General features: G+C 75.1%; 12 protein-coding genes. 5 read left to right on the forward strand and 7 right to left on the reverse strand.

Translation table 11 applies throughout. The features are described from left to right. Positions 1-9: 9 nt before the first annotated feature. From AB0C99_RS34135 to AB0C99_RS34155, 5 genes are all read right to left on the reverse strand, one after another. Positions 10-3,909, reverse strand: a complete 3,900-nt coding sequence (locus tag AB0C99_RS34135; RefSeq protein ID WP_362483496.1) for a hypothetical protein — start codon at positions 3,907-3,909, stop codon at positions 10-12. Then, entirely contained in the window at positions 3,906-4,433 is a 528-nt protein-coding gene (locus tag AB0C99_RS34140; protein WP_362483497.1) for a type II secretion system protein, read from the reverse strand. The genes AB0C99_RS34135 and AB0C99_RS34140 overlap by 4 nt, the downstream gene beginning before the upstream one ends. Beyond that, the gene (locus tag AB0C99_RS34145) at positions 4,430-4,873 is read right to left on the reverse strand and encodes a prepilin-type N-terminal cleavage/methylation domain-containing protein (protein WP_362483498.1); all 444 of its coding nucleotides are present in this window, start codon (positions 4,871-4,873) and stop codon (positions 4,430-4,432) included. Before AB0C99_RS34145 ends, AB0C99_RS34140 begins: the two co-directional genes overlap by 4 nt. Next, positions 4,870-6,081: a type II secretion system F family protein gene (locus AB0C99_RS34150; protein ID WP_362483499.1), complete on the reverse strand. Its 1,212-nt coding sequence runs from the start codon at positions 6,079-6,081 to the stop codon at positions 4,870-4,872. Before AB0C99_RS34150 ends, AB0C99_RS34145 begins: the two co-directional genes overlap by 4 nt. A 122-nt stretch (positions 6,082-6,203) precedes the next feature. Continuing rightward, on the reverse strand, positions 6,204-7,940 hold the full coding sequence (locus tag AB0C99_RS34155; RefSeq protein WP_362483501.1) for a GspE/PulE family protein: 1,737 nt from the start codon (positions 7,938-7,940) through the stop codon (positions 6,204-6,206). A 255-nt stretch (positions 7,941-8,195) separates the two neighbouring features. Between AB0C99_RS34155 and AB0C99_RS34160 the strand changes: the two genes are divergently transcribed. From AB0C99_RS34160 to AB0C99_RS34170, 3 genes are all read left to right on the forward strand, one after another. Further along, positions 8,196-8,579 carry a prepilin-type N-terminal cleavage/methylation domain-containing protein gene (locus AB0C99_RS34160; protein WP_362483502.1) on the forward strand — a complete coding sequence of 128 codons (384 nt, stop codon included), beginning with the start codon at positions 8,196-8,198 and terminating at the stop codon, positions 8,577-8,579. A gap of 147 nt (positions 8,580-8,726) precedes the next feature. After that, positions 8,727-9,584 (forward strand): prepilin peptidase, encoded by an 858-nt coding sequence (locus AB0C99_RS34165; RefSeq protein WP_362483504.1) that lies wholly within the window; start codon positions 8,727-8,729, stop codon positions 9,582-9,584. After that, positions 9,571-10,122 carry a PadR family transcriptional regulator gene (locus tag AB0C99_RS34170; RefSeq protein ID WP_362483506.1) on the forward strand — a complete coding sequence of 184 codons (552 nt, stop codon included), beginning with the start codon at positions 9,571-9,573 and terminating at the stop codon, positions 10,120-10,122. The genes AB0C99_RS34165 and AB0C99_RS34170 overlap by 14 nt, the downstream gene beginning before the upstream one ends. Positions 10,123-10,273: 151 nt before the next feature. Here AB0C99_RS34170 and AB0C99_RS34175 read toward each other — a convergent pair whose 3' ends face one another. Together AB0C99_RS34175 and AB0C99_RS34180 are read right to left on the reverse strand one after the other, a co-directional pair. Next, a complete protein-coding gene (locus AB0C99_RS34175; RefSeq protein WP_362483508.1) occupies positions 10,274-12,220 on the reverse strand; it encodes an FG-GAP-like repeat-containing protein in 1,947 nt (648 codons plus the stop codon). A 229-nt stretch (positions 12,221-12,449) separates the two neighbouring features. After that, a complete protein-coding gene (locus AB0C99_RS34180) occupies positions 12,450-13,679 on the reverse strand; it encodes a hypothetical protein (protein ID WP_362483510.1) in 1,230 nt (409 codons plus the stop codon). Positions 13,680-13,962: 283 nt separating this feature from the next. Here AB0C99_RS34180 and AB0C99_RS34185 point away from each other — a divergent pair, with 283 nt between their 5' ends. Together AB0C99_RS34185 and AB0C99_RS34190 are read left to right on the forward strand one after the other, a co-directional pair. Continuing rightward, positions 13,963-14,607, forward strand: a complete 645-nt coding sequence (locus tag AB0C99_RS34185) for a hypothetical protein (protein WP_362483512.1) — start codon at positions 13,963-13,965, stop codon at positions 14,605-14,607. A 68-nt stretch (positions 14,608-14,675) separates the two neighbouring features. Beyond that, on the forward strand, positions 14,676-16,271 hold the full coding sequence (locus AB0C99_RS34190) for a prepilin-type N-terminal cleavage/methylation domain-containing protein (protein ID WP_362483513.1): 1,596 nt from the start codon (positions 14,676-14,678) through the stop codon (positions 16,269-16,271). Positions 16,272-16,358 lie beyond the last annotated feature (87 nt).

Below are 16,358 nucleotides of genomic sequence, written 5' to 3' on the forward strand. Positions count from 1 at the left end.
GGGGCGGCGTCACGGCAGTACCGTCCACGCGCCGACGGTGGCGGTGCGGCCGTCGAAGGACACGGCGGCCCGGAGCAGGGGCCGGGACAGCAGGTCGGCGCGGGTGCCGTCGAGCCGGGCGGTCGCCCCGCCGCCCCCGGCGGTGACGGTGTAGGTCAGGCGCAGCCCGGCCAGTTGGGCGGCCCGGGTCAGCCCGCACGGCGCCAGGTCGAGCTGGTCGGCGACCGGGGCGTCCGCGCCGAGGCGGACCGGCAGGTCCAGCGCCCCGGCCCCGGCGCAGGTGCTGCCCGCGAACTCCGCCGACACCTGCACCGAGGCCACGTCGCCGCTCTCGCGGTGCGCGATCTCCAGGACGGCGTGGTCGAGCGCCCCGTCCGGCGCCGGGTCGGGCACCCGGTAGCCGCCGAGGGTGAGGGAGGCGGTCCCGCCGCCGGGGAGGGTGGCGGCCGTGACGTCGGCGGGCGCGCCGGGGACCGGGGCGGCGAAGCCGGTGGCGGCGGTCGCGGTCGACGGCCGCGCGGAGACGGCCGGGTACGTGGTGAAGGCGACGGGCTCCGGCGGGACGCCGACGACCGGGCGGAGGTAGCCGGGCGCCGGGCGGACGCCGAGCCGGATGCTCCGGGCGACGACGCCCCGGGTGACGACCTGCGAGGCGACCCGGCTCATGGCGAGGTCCACGGCGCCGGTCGGCGCGTACACGGTGCCGTTGACCAGCAGGCGGCTGCGGTCGGTGGCGGTGTCGGCGGTGTCGGTCGACTTCAGGACCGGGCACCGGGAGCCCTCGGTGAGGCAGCCGGACAGCGGGCGGACGGACGGGGCCCGGAACACCAGGTCGAGTGCGACCCCGTCGAGCCCGGCGGTCGCCTCCCCGCCGTCGACGTTCCCGCCGCCGTCGCCCGCCGTCGCGGTGTACGTGACGGCGAGCGCGGCCAGTTGCTCCGGCGCGGTGACCCCGCAGGCGGTGAGGTCGATGACGTCGAGGCCGAGCGCGCCCTCGCGGGCGGGCAGGGCGTGGTCCGCGTCGCACGCCGTGCCGGTGCCGGAGACGGTCAGGACGGCGGCGGGCGGCCGCGGGCGCGCGGGCGGGGCCGGGTCCGGCTTCGGGGCGGTGCCGGCGTCCTCGCGGTGGGCCACGCGCAGCCGGACCCGGTCGATCGCCGCGCCCGCCGGCAGGGCGGGTACGGCGTAGCCGCCGAGCCGGAGCGAGGCGGACGGGGCCGTCGGGCCGAGCCGGGCGGTCGCGGGGGCGGCGTCGATCGTCCGGGCGTCCTCGGGGGCCGCGAAGGGCGCGGTGCCGGGCCCGGTGGCCCCGGTCGCCGTGGCGGGGCGGACGGAGAGCGGCGGGCGGTCGGCGAGGTCGAGTTCCACGCCGTCGAGGCGGGCGGTGCCGGTGGCGGCGCCGCTGCCGAGGGTGGCGGTGTACGTCACGGCCAGGCCGGTCAGTTGGGCGGTGTCGGTGATCCCGCACAGGGCGACCAGGTCCAGGGTGTCGGTGCCCAGGGCGCCCCGGCGCGCCGGGAGCGGGTGCGCGGTGGCGCAGGCGCGGGGCAGGCCGGGACCGGCCAGGGTGACCGTGACGGCGGGCGGGGGCCCGTCGGGCGTGCCGGGGTCCTCGCGGTGCGCGACGCGCAGCACGGCCCGGTCCACGGCCGAACCGGGCGCCGGGGCGGGGGAGTCGAAGCCGCCGAGGCCGATGGCGGCGGTCGGCGTGGCCGCGTCGAGCGCGGCGGCTGCCGTGTCGGTGCCGTCGATCGCGCGGGCGTCGGCGGCGGGCCGGAAGCTCGCGGACTCCGCGCTCGTCGCGGGCCGGGCGGGCGGCGGGTCGTGGACCACTTCGAGCCAGGCGCCGTCGAGGGAGGCCGTGCCCGTGGCGCCGCCGTCCTCGTCGAGCCCGGCGGTGTAGGTCGCGGTCAGCCCGGTGAGCTGGGCGGCCCCGGTGATGCCGCAGGCCGTGAGGTCGACGCGGTCGTCGGCGAGGTCGGTCCGCGCGGGCAGCGGCAGACCGGTGCAGCGGGTGCCGCCGCCCGCCGGGGTGACGGTGACGCGGGGCGCGGCGGCGCGGCCGGTCTCCCGGTGGGCGACCCGCAGCACGACGGAGCGGACCATCGTCCCGGCGGGCAGCGGGGCCAGGACGAAGCCGGAGAGCGTGGCCGAGGCCGTGGGGCGCGCCGGGCTCAGCTCGGCGCCCGCCACGGCGGCCGTCGGCTGCTCGCCGATCTCCAGGGCGGCGTCGGGGGCGGTGAACCCGGCCGAGGCGAGCACGCCGGTCGGCTTGAAGGTGGTGGGCGTGCGGTAGGCGACCTCCAGCCAGACGCCGTCGAGCCGGGCGGTGGCGGCGGTGCCGTCGGCGTCCAGGGTGGCGGTGTAGTCCACCGTCAGGGCGCCGAGGCGGGCCGGGTCGGTGAGCCCGCAGGCGCCGAGCAGGTCGATCGCCGGGTCGGTGGTGAGCTCGGTGTGCCGGGGCAGCGCGTCGGTGCGGCAGGTCTCGCCGCCGACGGCGGTGGTGACCGTGACCGCGTCCCGGGCGGTGAGGCCGCCGCTCTCCGCGTGCCGTACGCGCAGGGTCGCGCCGGTGACGAGCGAGCCGGCCGGTACCCCGGGGGTGAAGCCGGCCAACTGGATCGACGCGGTCCGGCTCCGGTCCGCGTCGAGGGCGGCGTCGGCGGTGCAGCCCTCGGTGCCGGTGGGCTGCGGGCAGCCGGGGCGGGTGGGCCGCTCGCCGCCGGTCAGGGCCTGACCGGGCTCGGTGAAGCCGGTGTTGGTGACGACCCGCGTCGGCCGCAGCGTATGGGACGGCTTCGGGGGCTGGACCCCGTACACGGCCACCTGCTGCGCGCCCGGGGTCACCGGGGCGCACAGTTCGGCGTGGCCACGGTCGACCTGGAGGCGGCTGGCGCCGCCCATCACGATCTGGACGCCCTCGGGCCGGGTCCGGTCGCAGCCACCCGGTCCGGGGACGGCGGGGCGGGTGGCGGCCTCGGGGGACCAGCCCGCCGGGGTGCCGCCGACCACGCTGACGGTCGGGTCGTCGACGGTCCACAGGGCGGGGCCGCCGGTGAAACCGAAGTCGAAGTAGTACAGGCCCGGTTGGAGCCAGACGACGGCGCCGGGACAGTCGCCGCCGGTGAGGCGGCCGAGGGCGCTCGCGTCGTCGTACGAGCCGGGGAGCAGCCGCACCAGCCACGAGCCGGGCCCGGAGCCGGAGCGGGGGCAGGCGGGGACGGTCCGCCGGACCGGGACGGCTGTGGCGGGCGGGGCGAGGTCCGGGTCGGTGCCCACGGCCTCGTCGGCGGGGGCCGGCGGGGTGTCGTCGGCGCAGCCGCGCGTGTACGGGGTGCGGGAGGCGGGCAGCCGGGGCTGGGTCACGGCGCGGGAGCAGTTCCCGACGGCGGAGACGTCGCCCGCGACCACCATCGAGCCGCCGCCGGTGGTGGTGATGCCGGTACGGGAGAACACGGAGCCCTGCACGCGCAGTCCGGGCGCCGTCACCTCGACGCCGTCCCCGGTGCCCTCGCCGAGGGCGCGCAGCGCGTCCTGCGGCCGGGTGGCGCGGGCGGTCTCGGGGGAGGAGTCGAGCGGGTCGCAATGGACCGTCATCCGGCGCCCGTTGAGCGGCGGGGCGGTGTACGCGGCGCAGGGGTTGCCTTGGGCGAAGCGGTCGATGGCGAGCTGGGTGGCGCCGTCGGCGGCGTAGCCGAGCTCGCCCTGTCCCGCCTGGGTGCGCGCGGCCGTCAGGCCCGCGGTGGCGAGGGACAGCACCGAGACGGTGACCAAGGTGAAGATCATCACGAACGCGAGCGCGAGGATCAGCGTCGCACCCCGCTCGTCGTCGGGCCGACGGCGACGGCCGGTCGCGAGGCGGTCCGGGCGGGGGAGCGGATGGCGGCCGTGCGGGCGGCGGGCGGTCATGAGGCGCCCGATCGGCGCACGGCGGTGAGGGCCGTCGGGGGCGCGGCGGGGTCGTTCCGCACGGTCAGCGTTACCTCCAGGGGCGAGGTGCACGGGGATTCGGCACCGCAGCTCAGCGTCACCGGGGGGTCCTGCGGGGCGGCGGGGAGGCGGCCCAGCGGCATGGTGGTGACGGTTCCTTCGCCGGTGCACCTCACGCGGGTGAGGGTCCCGGTGGACGGCTCGTACGTGTAGACGACATCGGTGCCGCCGCCGCTCAGCCGGACGATGACGTCGGTGACGCCGCAGGCGGGGGCGGTGCTGACCCGGTCCGCGCTCTGCACGTCGCCGTAGAAGAAGCGGTTGAGGGCGCCCGCCGCGCCGGTCGCGGAGATCCGCCGCTCGGTGTCGGCGGTGAACCGCAGCCCCATGACGAACGCCCGGGACAGCAGCGTGCCGATGACACCCACGATGACGATCGTGACCAGCAGCTCGGTCAGGGTGAACCCCGACTCCGCCCTTCCGGAGGGCCGTCGGGCCGTCATGACGGGGCCCCCGCCCGCTTGACCACGTCGAGGACGGCGTCCTTCCCGGAGCGGGGGCCGGTCGCGCGCACGGTGAGGGTGACCCGCTGCACGCCGGTGTCGGCCGCCGGGCAGTCCGGGACGAACGCGCCGACCCCGTCCCAGTACGCGATCTCGACGGTCACGGTGTACCCGGCGGGCGGCGCCGGGGCCGGGTACCCGGCGGCGCAGGGCACGTAGGGGGCGCCGATGGCCTTCTCGGCGGCGGTGCGGACGAGCGAGGTGGTGGTGGTGAGCCGCTGCTGGACACCAGAGCCGATGATCGAGGTGCCGATGCCGCCGAGGACGGCCACGAAGGCGACGCCGATGAGCACGACGGCGACGAGCGCCTCGATCAGGGTCTCGCCCTCGTCGCCTCGGCGCGGGCGGTCGCGGCGTGCGCGGGGGGCCGGGCCGGTCACGGGACCTGGACCTGGTTGTAGACGCCGTAGATCGCGGAGAGCAGGGCGACGGCCACGAATCCCACGACGACGCCGACCATGACCACCACGGCGGGCTCGAAGAGGCTGGTCAGCCGCTTGAGCTTGTGCTGGAGCTCCTTCTCGTAGAAGTCGGAGACGTTGGCGAGCTGTTCGTCGAGGGTGCCCGTCTCCTCGCCTACGCGCATCATCTGGGTGACGGCCCCGGGGAAGAGCTTGGTGCGGGCGATCGGCCGGGACATGCCGCCGCCTTCGAGCATCTCCTTGCGGGCCGTCGCGATGGCCCGCTCGAAGACCAGGTTGTCGGCGCCCGCGCCGGCCAGGCTCAGCGCCTCCGGGATCGGCACACCCGCCTTGATCATCGAGGTGAGGATCCGGCAGAACCGCTCGATGACCAGATAGCGGACCACGTCCCCGAGCACCGGCGTCCGCAGCAGCACCCGGTCGCGCAGCAGCCGCCCCCGGGCGGTGCGCAGCGCGGCGGCCAGGCCCACGAGGAGCACGGCGGCGGCGCCCGCGATGACCGGGTACCAGGCGGTCAGGAAGTCGGTGAAGCCCAGCAGGATCCTGGTGGGCAGGGGGAGTTCGGCGTGGAAGGACTCGAAGAACTGCTTGAAGCGCGGCAGGACGAAGACGACGAGGACCAGCACGACGGCGACGGCGAGCACCATCACCAGGGACGGATAGGTGAGCGCGGAGCGGACCGTGCGCCTGCCCTCGACGTCCCGGTCGATGTAGCCGGCCAACTGGGCCATGACCACGTCGAGTTCGCCGGTCGCCTCGGCGGAGCGGAGGACGGAGACGTAGAACGCGGGGAGCGCCTTGGCGTGGACGCCCATCGCGCCGGCGAAGCTCTCGCCGAAGCGCAGCGCGTCCATGGCGTCGCCGAGCACCTCGCGCAGCTTCTTGTCCCGGGTCTCGGCGTGGATGATCCCGAGGGCGTCCAGGAGCGGCACACCCGCCTTGATGAAGGCGCCCATCTGGCGGGAGAAGTCGCTCAGCGCGACCAGGTCCACCTTCCGCGCGGTCAGTTCGAGGCGCAGCAGGTCGCGGCCGGCGGCCTTGACCGAGCTCACCTCGTACCCCTGCCGGGTCAGGCTGTCGGTGACGCCGTCGACGCTGGAGCCCTGGAGCCGCCCGGTGGCGCGCCGCCCGTCCGGGGCGGTCGCGACGTACGTGAAGGTGGCCATGCCGGTGTACTCCTGCTGTTCGTCGTAGGGGAGATCATCGGAAAGTCGCTGAAAGTCTCGGAGAGCCGGAGAGCCGGAGAGCCGGAGAGCGGGAGAGCCGGAGAGAGTGGAGGCGGCCCGCGCTACACCACGTACACGCTGGACATGATCTCGGCGATGGTCGTGGTGCCCTCCTCCACGAGGCGGACGCCGCCGTCGAGGAGGCTGGCCATGTGCTGCTCGCGGGCGGCCCGGCGCAGGCTGCCGATGGGCGCCTTCTCGACCAGGAGCCGCTTCACCGTGTCGTCCATGACGAGAAGTTCGAAGACGCCGATCCGCTCCTGGTAGCCGGTGCGGGAGCAGAAGGCGCAGCCGCGGCCCTGCCAGAACCCCGTGTCGGGGGAGCCGCCCGCCTTCTCGAAGAAGGCGAGTTCGTCCACGCCGGGGCGGTAGGGCTCGCGGCAGTGGTCGCAGATCCGGCGCACCAGCCGCTGGCTGACCACCCCGGCGACCGTGGAGGTGATGAGGAAGGGCTCGATGCCCATGTCGGAGAAGCGGTGCAGCGCGGAGCAGGCGTCGGCGGCGTGGATGGACGAGAGGACGAAGTGGCCGGTGAGCGCGGACTCGACGGCGATCCGCGCGGTCTCGGCGTCGCGGATCTCGCCGACCAGGATCACGTCGGGGTCCTGCCGCAGGATCGAGCGCAGTCCGGTCGCGAAGGTGATGCCCGCCTGGTCGTTGATCTGGATCTGGTTGACCGACGGGACGACGTACTCGACCGGGTCCTCGATGGTGGTGATGTTGCGTTCGCTCTGGTTGAGCTCGCCGAGCGTGGCGTACAGGGTGGTCGTCTTGCCGCTGCCGGTCGGGCCGCCGCAGGCGACCATCCCGTACGGGGAACGCAGCAGCGACGCGAAGCGCTCGTAGGTGGCGGCGGGCATCCCGAGCTCGCTGAGCCGCAGCAGGCTGCGGTTGCTGTCGAGCAGCCGCAGCACCGCCTTCTCGCCCCAGATGGTGGGCGTGGTCGCGACCCGGATGTCGACCGAGCGGCCGTCGATCTCGGTGGCGATCTGCCCGTCCTGCGGGCGCCGCCGGTCGACGATGTTCATATTGGCCATGATCTTGATCCGGCTGACCACGGACGGGCCCATGTTCTGCGGCAGGCTCAGTACGTCGTGGAGGGCGCCGTCGATGCGGTAGCGGACCCGCACCCGGTCGCCGTGCGGCTCGACGTGGATGTCCGAGGCGCGGTCGCGCAGCCCCTGGGTGAGCATGAGGCTGACGAGCCGCACGACCGGCGCGTCCTCGCTCACCACCAGGGCGCCCGAGTCGGCCTCGCGGCCGGTCCCGGCCGCCTCGAACGCCTCGACCAGGCTGCCGACTCCGGCCAGCGCCCGGTAGGCGCCGTCGATCGAGCGGCGGATGTCCGCAGGGGCGGCGATGGCGAGTTCGACCCGGTCGGGCGCGACGGCGCGGGCCAGTTCGTCGCGCAGCCGCGGGTCGCCCGGGTCGCCCGCCGCGACCAGCAGCGTGCCGTCGGCGCGGCGTACGGCGACCACGCCCAGCGAGCGGGCCAGCGCCTCCGGGATCCGGGCCGCCGCCTCGGGCTCGGGCCCGCTCTGGCGCAGATCGGCGACCGGGACGCCGAGGTGGAGCGCGAGCGCCTCGATCAGGGAGCGCTCGTCGACCATGCCGAGTTCGACCAGCAGGGTGCCGAGACGCTTGCCGGAGGCCGCCTGCTGGAGCAGCGCCTCATCTATCTGAGTCGACGTCACCAGGCCGCGTTCGATGAGGAGTTCGCCGATGCGCGTACGGCTTGCGGGGCGCTCGCCGGGCGCCGCCGCCGGGCCGGACGGGGTGTCCGGGGCCGGCTCGGTCACCGGGTCCGTCGTCGCCTCCCGGCGCCGGAGAAGCCGCCGATTCACCACGGAACCCACCCCACTGTCAGCACGGTCACTCAACTGTCAATCATTGAATAGTCAGCGGGATACTACTGCATCGCGCACCTCTTGTGACGCCCCTGCCCGCTCAGTAGTCTACGGCTGATTATTCAACGGATTACTAACGCGCCCGGCGCCCGGCGCGCGACGCGCGACGCGCGACGCGCTCGCGGTGTCCGCCGCGGATGGAGAGAGATGTTCACGTACCTGCAAGGCAAGCCGCGCCGGCGTACGCGCGCCCTGAACGAGACGGCGGAGGCGGGCTTCACGCTGATCGAACTCCTCGTCGTCATCGTGATCATGGGAGTCCTGTCCGCCATCGTCGTCTTCTCCGTCCGGGGCATCAACGACAAGGGCCAGGGCGTGGCCTGCAAGACGGACAAGTCCACGATCGAGACCGCGGAGGAGGCGTACTACGCCGACCGCAACCGCGGCACGTACGGCACGATGGAGCAGCTGGTCAAGGGCGGCTTCCTGTCCGACTACTCCGAGTGGCACGACGCCAACCCGGTCGACGACTTCTACGCCGTCACGCCCCTCCCGAAGCTCAAGGACGGCCGGGCCAACCCCTGCGCCTGACGTGTCCGGCGGCCCGGAGCGCTCCTCCGGGCCGCCCGCGTCCCCATGAGACCGGGCCGGCCCCGGCAGCCCCGACCGGCCCCGACTGGCCCCTATAGACCCCGATAGACCCCGACCGGCCCCGAAAGAAAAGGCAGCGTCACCGCCATGCCGTCCCTCTACGTACTGCTGATCGGTCTGGCGGGGCTCGCGGTCGGGTCGTTCCTCAACGTCGCCGTCTCCCGCGTGCCCGCCGGCCGCTCCGTCGTACGGCCCCGCTCCGCCTGCCCGCGCTGCGAGGCGCCCATCGCCGCCCGGGACAACGTCCCCGTCGTCTCCTGGCTGCTGCTCGGGCGCCGCTGCCGCGCCTGCCGGGAGCCGATCCCCGCGCGCTACCCGCTCCTCGAAGCGCTCACCGGGCTGCTGTTCGCCGCCGAGGCGCTGCGCCTCGGGCCCTCCGCCGCGCTGCCGGCCGCGCTGGTCTTCACCGCCGGGCTGCTCGCCCTGGCCGCCTGCGACGCCGAACACCTCCTGCTGCCCCGCCGCCTGGTCCACCCGACGTTCGCCCTCACCGCCCTGTGCCTCCTCGGCGCCGCCGCGGCGACCGGCCAGTGGCAGCGGCTCGCCGTGACCGCGGGCTGCGCGGCGGGCGGGTACGCCGCCTTCTTCGCCCTGCACTGGGCCCGGCCCGCCTGGCTCGGCTTCGGCGACGTGCGGCTGGCCGGCCTGATCGGCGCCGGGCTGGGCTGGTACGGCCCCTGGCACCTCGTCTTCGCGGTGTTCGCGGGCAGCGCCGTCGGCCTGCTGGCCGGGCTCGCGCTGATGGCGGCGGGCCGCGCGAGCCGCGCCACCCGCCTCCCGTTCGGCCTGTTCCTCGCCGTCGGCGCCCTCGCCGCGCTGCTCGTCGGCGGTCCCGTCGTCGACTGGTACGCGCGCGTCCTCGACCCGTACGCGACGAGTGCCCCGCACCCGAGGATCGCGCACGGCGGCGCCGGTTCCTATCCTGGTACGCATGACCGAACCTGATCTTCCCCTGGCCGAGTGGATCGTGCTCGCCCTCGTGGCCGAACGCCCGAGCCACGGCTTCGCCATCTCGACGCTCACCGCGGAGGGCGCGGAGATCGGTGAGTTCTGGTACGTGTCCCGGCCGATGGTCTACCGGTCGATCACCCGGCTCGTCGAGCGCGGGCTGATCACGGCCGTCGGCGCCGAGGAGGGCAACCGGGGGCCGCAGCGCATGATCTACGCCGCCACCCCGGAGGCCGGGGAGACCGTCGGGCACTGGCTGGCCGAGCCGGTGACCGAGCTGTTCGACGTGCGCGCCGAGCTCACCTGCAAGCTGCTGCTGCTCAAGCGCCGCGACACGAGCCCGGCCCGGCTCGTCGAGCGCCAGCGGGAGGTCCTCGACGAGATCGAGGCGTCGCTGCGGGCCAAGGAGGAGGCCGCCGACGACCCCATCGCCCGCGCGAGCTACGCCTGGCGACAGGAACACGTAGGCGCCGCGCGCCGGTTCCTCGACACGGTGGGCGCCGGGGCGGCGAGCCCGGCGGGCAAGACGGGCTGAGGCGCGGCGCGCGCACGAGGACACGAGGACGGGCCCGGTGATCGCGAGGAACGCGATCACCGGGCCCGCTTCCGTACAACAAGGCCCACGGCCACAGGCAAGGCCACGGCCAGGGCTACAGGCACAGCCAAGGCCATAGCCACGGCCAGGGCTACGGCACCTCGATCACCGTCTCGCACGAGCCGCCGTGCGCGATCGAGTCCGTGCCCGGCAGCACCGGGCCGCCGTTGGCGTCACCGGCGCAGAGGTCCGTGCCGGCGCCTCCCGCCAGCGTGTCGCTGCCCGCGCCGCCGATCACGACGTCCGCGCCGCCGCCGCCGGAGAGCGCGTCGTCGCCGTTCCCGCCGCGGACCGTGTCGGCGCCGTCGCCGCCGCTGACGGCGTCGTTGCCGTCACCCGCGTCGATGTGGTCGTTGCCCGCACCGGCCGCCACGGCGTCGTTGCCGCCGTAGGTGCAGATGGTGTCGTTGCCGCCGTTCCCGCTGACGCTGTCGTTCCCGTTGCCGGTCACGATGACGTCGGCGCCGCTCGTCCCGCTGACCGCGCCGGAGCCGACGATCGTGGCGGGCAGCCCGCGGCAGCCGGCCGCGACCGCGAGGGTCACGGTCGCGGTGTCCGAGCCGGAGGTGCCGTCGGACGCCTCGTACGTGAAGCTGTCGGCCCCCACGTAGGCGCTGTCCGGCTGGTAGGTGAACGAGCCGTCGGCGGCCAGCGTCAGGGTGCCGTGCGCCGGGCCGGTCACGAGCGACGCGGTCAGCGGGTCGCCGTCGGCGTCCGTGGCGGCGCCGAGGACCCCGGGCGCGGCCACGACGAGCGGGGTGTCCGCCCCGATGTGGGCGTACGAGCCGTTCCCGGCCTTCGGGGCCCGGTTGGTCGTGTTGAGCAGGACCGACGCGTCGTCGACGAAGGCCGCCGAGGTGTTGAGGTTGGCGGTGACGACGTCGGTGCGCCCGTCGCCGTCGAGGTCGGCCGTGGCGGTGGCCTGCGGGGTGCGCCCGCCGTTGAGCCCGAAGGCGAGCGGGGTGCCGAAGGCGCCCGTGCCGTCGCCCTCGAAGACGAGGACCTCGTGCGTGCCCGCGCTGGAGACCAGCAGGTCCGGGCGGCCGTCGCCGTTCACGTCGGCGACCGAGGCGGAGCTGAGGTTGGCGCCCGCCGACAGGACGTTCGCGGTGCCGAAGCCGCCGGAGCCGTCGCCGGGCAGGACGGCGACGCGGCCGGGCGAGCCGGGCGCCACGACGACGGCGTCCGCGTCGCCGTCCCCGTCGACGTCGGCGAGCTTGACCTTCGAGGGCAGGGAGAGGCCGGTCGGGACGCTCGACGGGGTGCCGAAGCCGCCGGTGCCGTCGCCCTTCAGGACGGAGAGCGTGCCGTTCGACTGGTTGGCGGTGACGAGGTCGAGGTGCCCGTCGCCGTCGAGGTCCGAGGCCGCGACGCCCTGCGGGCCGGTGCCCGCGCCCAGCGCGTACGGGACGGCGGTGCCGAAGGTGCCGTCGCCGCGGCCGGGCACGACGGAGACGTTGTGGGTGTTCGTGTTCGCGGTGGCGAGGTCCGGGGCGCCGTCCTCGTCGAAGTCGCCCACGGCGACGTCGGCCGGGAAGCGCACGACGCACGGGTTGTCGCCGGTGGTGTCGCAGCCGGGTGTCGGGTTGAGCGGTACGGCCGTCCCGGCGCCGAGCGCGCCGGTGCCGTCGCCGCGCCAGACCAGGGCGACGTTGCCGCGCGCGTCCTGGCTGACGACGTCCTGGTTCCCGTCGCCGTCGACGTCGGTGATCACGGCCGAGCCGAGGAAGACGCTCGACGCGGTCTGCGGCGCCGGGTACTTCGTCACGGCGCCGAAGGCGCCGCCGCCGGAGCCGAGGAACACGCCGAGGCCCTCGGCGCGGATCGCCGTCACGAGGTCGGGCGTGCCGTCGCCGTCGAGGTCGCCGACCGCGACGGCGGAGCCGCCCCGGCCGTGGTCGTCGAGGTTCGCCGCGGCGGCGAAGGAGGTCGTCTGGGCGACGCCCGCGGCCGTGGCCGGGCTCGTGGCCAGGGCGACGCTCGCGACCGCGAGGACGAGCGCCGGGACGCGGCGGTGCCGGCGAGGTGATCTGTGCATGGGTGAGGACCCTCCTGGGGGCCTGGTGGTGAGGAAGGAAGGGGGAGAGGGAGGGGGAGCTCCGGAAGCGGGGCCGCCCCGGCGGCGGGGGAGCGCCGCCGGGGCGGCCCCGGCTCGGGTCCGGCTCTGGTCCGGCTCAGGCTCGGCTCCGGCTCGGCCCCGGCTCGGGGGCCGCCGCCCGGGCGATGTCCCCGCCCGGGCGGCGGCCGGTGTCCGGTGCCGGTGCCGCCTAGTAGCCGTACGCGGCGAGGGTCGACTGGATGGTGGTGTCGAAGCCCCACTGGTTGTTGAACAGGTCGCTCCAGGCCGCCGCCGCGCCCGCGGTGCCGCCGGTCAGGGCGACGCCGAACTGCTCGATGGGCCCGTAGCCGGAGTAGGAGCTGGCGGCCACCTCGGTCCACGAGTTGGGGTCGTTGCCCGTGGTGCCGTTCAGCGAGCCGGAGGTCCAGCTCACGTTCATGATGTTCGACTTGGCGACCAGGCCCAGCCGGGTGTTGCCGCCCGCGTTCGCCGTCACCGCGCCGCGCACCTGGCTGATGCCGGACTCCAGGCGGATCTTGCAGGCCGTGCCCGCGCTGTCGCAGGCGCTGCCGCGGTACACGTTCTGGCCCGCGCCGCTCTCGGTCCAGGTGAAGCCGTTCTGGATCAGCGCCTGCTTGGACGCCGCGCCGAACGGGGCGGAGGCCGGGTCGGCGACCGCGAGCCGGTTGCCGCTCGTGGCGAGCCAGGTCACCACACCGGGGATCGTGGTGGGCGCGCCGCCGGAGACCGGGGCGGCGTCACAACGGGGCGACTGCGCCTTGCCGTTGCCGCTGCCGTTGGCGTCCGCGCCGAGGGCCAGCGGCGGGGTGGCGCCGTTGGACGGGTCGTCGCCCTTGGTCGCGCCCGCCCAGCTGCCGTTGCAGCTGTAGATGGCGAGCTTGCCGATGGCCACCGGGTACTTGCTGGCGCCGTCGCCGTTGCACTCGACGGTCGCGCTCGCGGTGCAGGTGCCGCCGGCGGCGGTCGGGATGACGGCGTCCACGTTGGCCTCGTCCGCCGACAGGAACGCGTCGATGTGCAGCGGGCCGTCGACGCAGTTGTTCGACGAAGAGGGGTTGCACGTGGTGTACGGGCCGGCGCTCTTCAGCTGCTGGCGCAGGCTGCCCGAGGTGATGCCGCGCATCGTGGACGTGTCGATCGCGGGCTTGTTCCAGAACCCGCCGACCTGGGAGGCGTTGTTCGCCGTGAACGGCGTGAAGGACTGGAGGGTCGCGATCTGGCCCCTCATGTCCTTCACGGCCGGGTACATGTTGTTCGCGATGCCGACCTTGGAGTCCGTCGTGGCGGCGAACGCTGTGGGCGCGGCGGCGACCAGCGCCGTCGCGAGGGCGGCCACCGCGAGCGCGCTCCGTACGCGGCGCATCACGGTGAATCCGTGGTTCCGGGCGCTCAGCGCGCCTCTGGACCTTTCCTGCATTCTTCTGCTCCTCGTCGATCCGATCGGTCGCGGCTGCCGCGCGGACACCCGGTGAGTTCGGGCGATGCCGGCCAACGCCGGGCTTGCGGCCCGGTGTTCCGGCATGGCGGTGCCGCGTCCGCGTAGATGGTGCGCAGCCCGAAGGTCGGTAGTCAATGATTGACAACCGGATCGGCGCTGGATGTAATGCACGCATCCAGCCCGCCGCGGGCCGGCGGCCGGGCGCCGCCGGCCCGCGGCGGCGCGCCAGGAGGACGGACGGCACGATGAACAGAGGCGCCTGATGGCAGAGTTGAACGGACCGAAGCGCTCCCGCGCGATCCGGCGGGGCGTCTTGGCCCTCGCGGTCCTCGCGGTCGCGCTGACCGTCGTGGTGTTCGTCCGGGGCGGATCGGACTCGTCCGCCCAGCCCCAGCGGCAGGACCGCGAATGGTGCACCCCGGGCACCCAGCGCAGCGCGCTCTGCCCGAACGCCGAGGCGTTCGACGCGAAGGAGTACGCCACCCACGGCGACGCCTTCGAATGCCTCCACTTCGCCAGTCAGGCCGACGCCCAGGCCGTGCTGCGCGCCGACCCCCGGGACCCCAACCGCCTCGACGGCGGCGGCGGAATCGCCTGCCGCGGCCTGCCGGCGCCGCGCGACACCACCCCCGTCGCGGCCCTCGCGAAAACCTACGTCTGCGCACCCGGCGACGGCCGCAGCGCGCTCTGCCCGCAGCCGGGCCGGGCCTTCGACGCCCGCTCCTTCCTGCGCTACGGCGACGACGCCTACGACTGCGCCGACCTCGCGCGCCAGGCCGACGCCCAGGCCGTGCTGCGCTACGCGCCCGCCGACCCGAACCGCCTGGACCCCGACGGCGACGGCGTCGCCTGCCCGGAGCTGCCCGGACCGAAGGACCTGAAGCCCGTGCAGCGGAGCACGCCGTGACCCGGCCCGGGACCCCCGGGGAGCCCCGCCCGGACGTGACCCACCGACCGAAGGAAAGCCCCACCGCCATGACACCGGACCACCGCCCGCTCCGCTCACGCGCCCGGGGCCAGGACGGCTTCACGCTCATCGAACTGCTCGTGACCATCGTGATCCTGGGCGTCCTCGCCGCCATCGTGGTCTTCTCCGTCCGGGGCATCGGCGACAAGGGCCGCGGCAGCGCCGTCGCCGCCGACGCGGCCACCCTGCGCACGGCCGAGGAGGCGTACTGCGCCAAGTACGGCCGCTACGCCACGGCCGACGAGCTCAAGGCCAAGGGCCTGCTCGGCGGCGACCCGGTCTACAACACCGTCGTCGTCGGCCAGGAAGGCAAGTGCGGCCAGGGCCCGAACTCCTCGTACACGGTGTACGACGCCGGCGCCCCGACCGAACGCGAGGAGCAGGACATCGCCGTGGGCGCCGGCCCGGCCGACCTCGCCGTCGACGAGAAGACCGACCGCGTGTACGTCGTCTCCGGCGGCGCGCCCTCCGTGACCGTCATCGACGGGCGGACGGACAAGCCGGTCGGCGCCCCGGTCGACCTCACCAGCGCCGTCGCCGGGCCCACCCGCGTCGCCGTCGTCCCCGGCACCGGGAAGGTCTACGTCGGCGGCACGGACGGCGTCGCGCTGGTCGACACCGCCGACGGCGGCCGGGTCACCCGTATCGAGAACTTCTCGGCCCCCGTCACCGCCCTCGGCATCGCCCCCGACACCGGGGACCTCTACGTCGCGGGCGGCTCCCTCAACACCTCCGCACTGGCCTACGTCCCGCGCGGCGAGACCGGGGCGAAGCCCATCGCCCTGCCCGCCCAGGGCCTGGTGAGCGCCAGCAACGGCATGGACTTCACCTTCGACGCGGCCCGCCACGCCGTCTACTTCGCCAAGGCGGGCATCGGCAGCGGCACCACCCCCGCCGCCAAGGCCGGCCTGTTCGCCGTCTCGACCGAGACCCGCCAGGCCAGGACCGTCGTGGACTTCCCGACGAAGACGAGCTGCGGGACCAGCGGCGACCTCCTCCTCGCCAACACCGTGCGCGGCCGGACCGTCGTCGACCCGATCCGCAACCTCGTCTACCTCCTCGCCCGGCGCTGCGCGCCCGACGGCACCGGCCCCGAGGCCGTCTGGAAGCCGGTGGCGACGGTCGTCGTCGTCAACCCCGCGACCGGCGAGGTCACACAGGTCGACGACCCGGCGGGCACGCCGTACGGCGCCGTCACCGCCGCCTACAACGCCGCGGTCTCCTCGGTCTACGTCTACTTCTCCGGCGGTACGCACTGCGCGGGCTCCGGCGGCCGCGTCGACCGCTTCGTCGGCACCCGCCCCACCGGCCAGGCGCAGGTCTGCGCGATGTCCGCCGCCGCCGGCAACCACGCCCGCAAGATGGCCGTCCTCGGGAAGTACAACCGGGTCTTCGTCGCCCAGTTCGCCGCGGCCGGACCGGGCGGCACCCCCGGCCCGCCCGGCGGCATCGGCAGCTCCGACGCCGGCACCCTGCTCACCGGGGAACCGCTCGGCACGCCCGACCAGTTCGGCGCGCTCGCGGTGAACGAGGCCACCGCGAAGCTGTACGCGGTGGACCCGACGGCGAACCGGGTCGTCGTGTTCCGGACGGGCAAGGCATGACGGCGAAGGACCTCGTGGTCGGGGTTGTGGACGCGGTCCAGGAGGTCCTCCCAGACGGTCCAGTCCACGTCGCGGAAGGGCAGGTCC

This window comes from Streptomyces sp. NPDC048659 (genome assembly GCF_040650575.1).
Classification (GTDB): domain Bacteria; phylum Actinomycetota; class Actinomycetes; order Streptomycetales; family Streptomycetaceae; genus Streptomyces.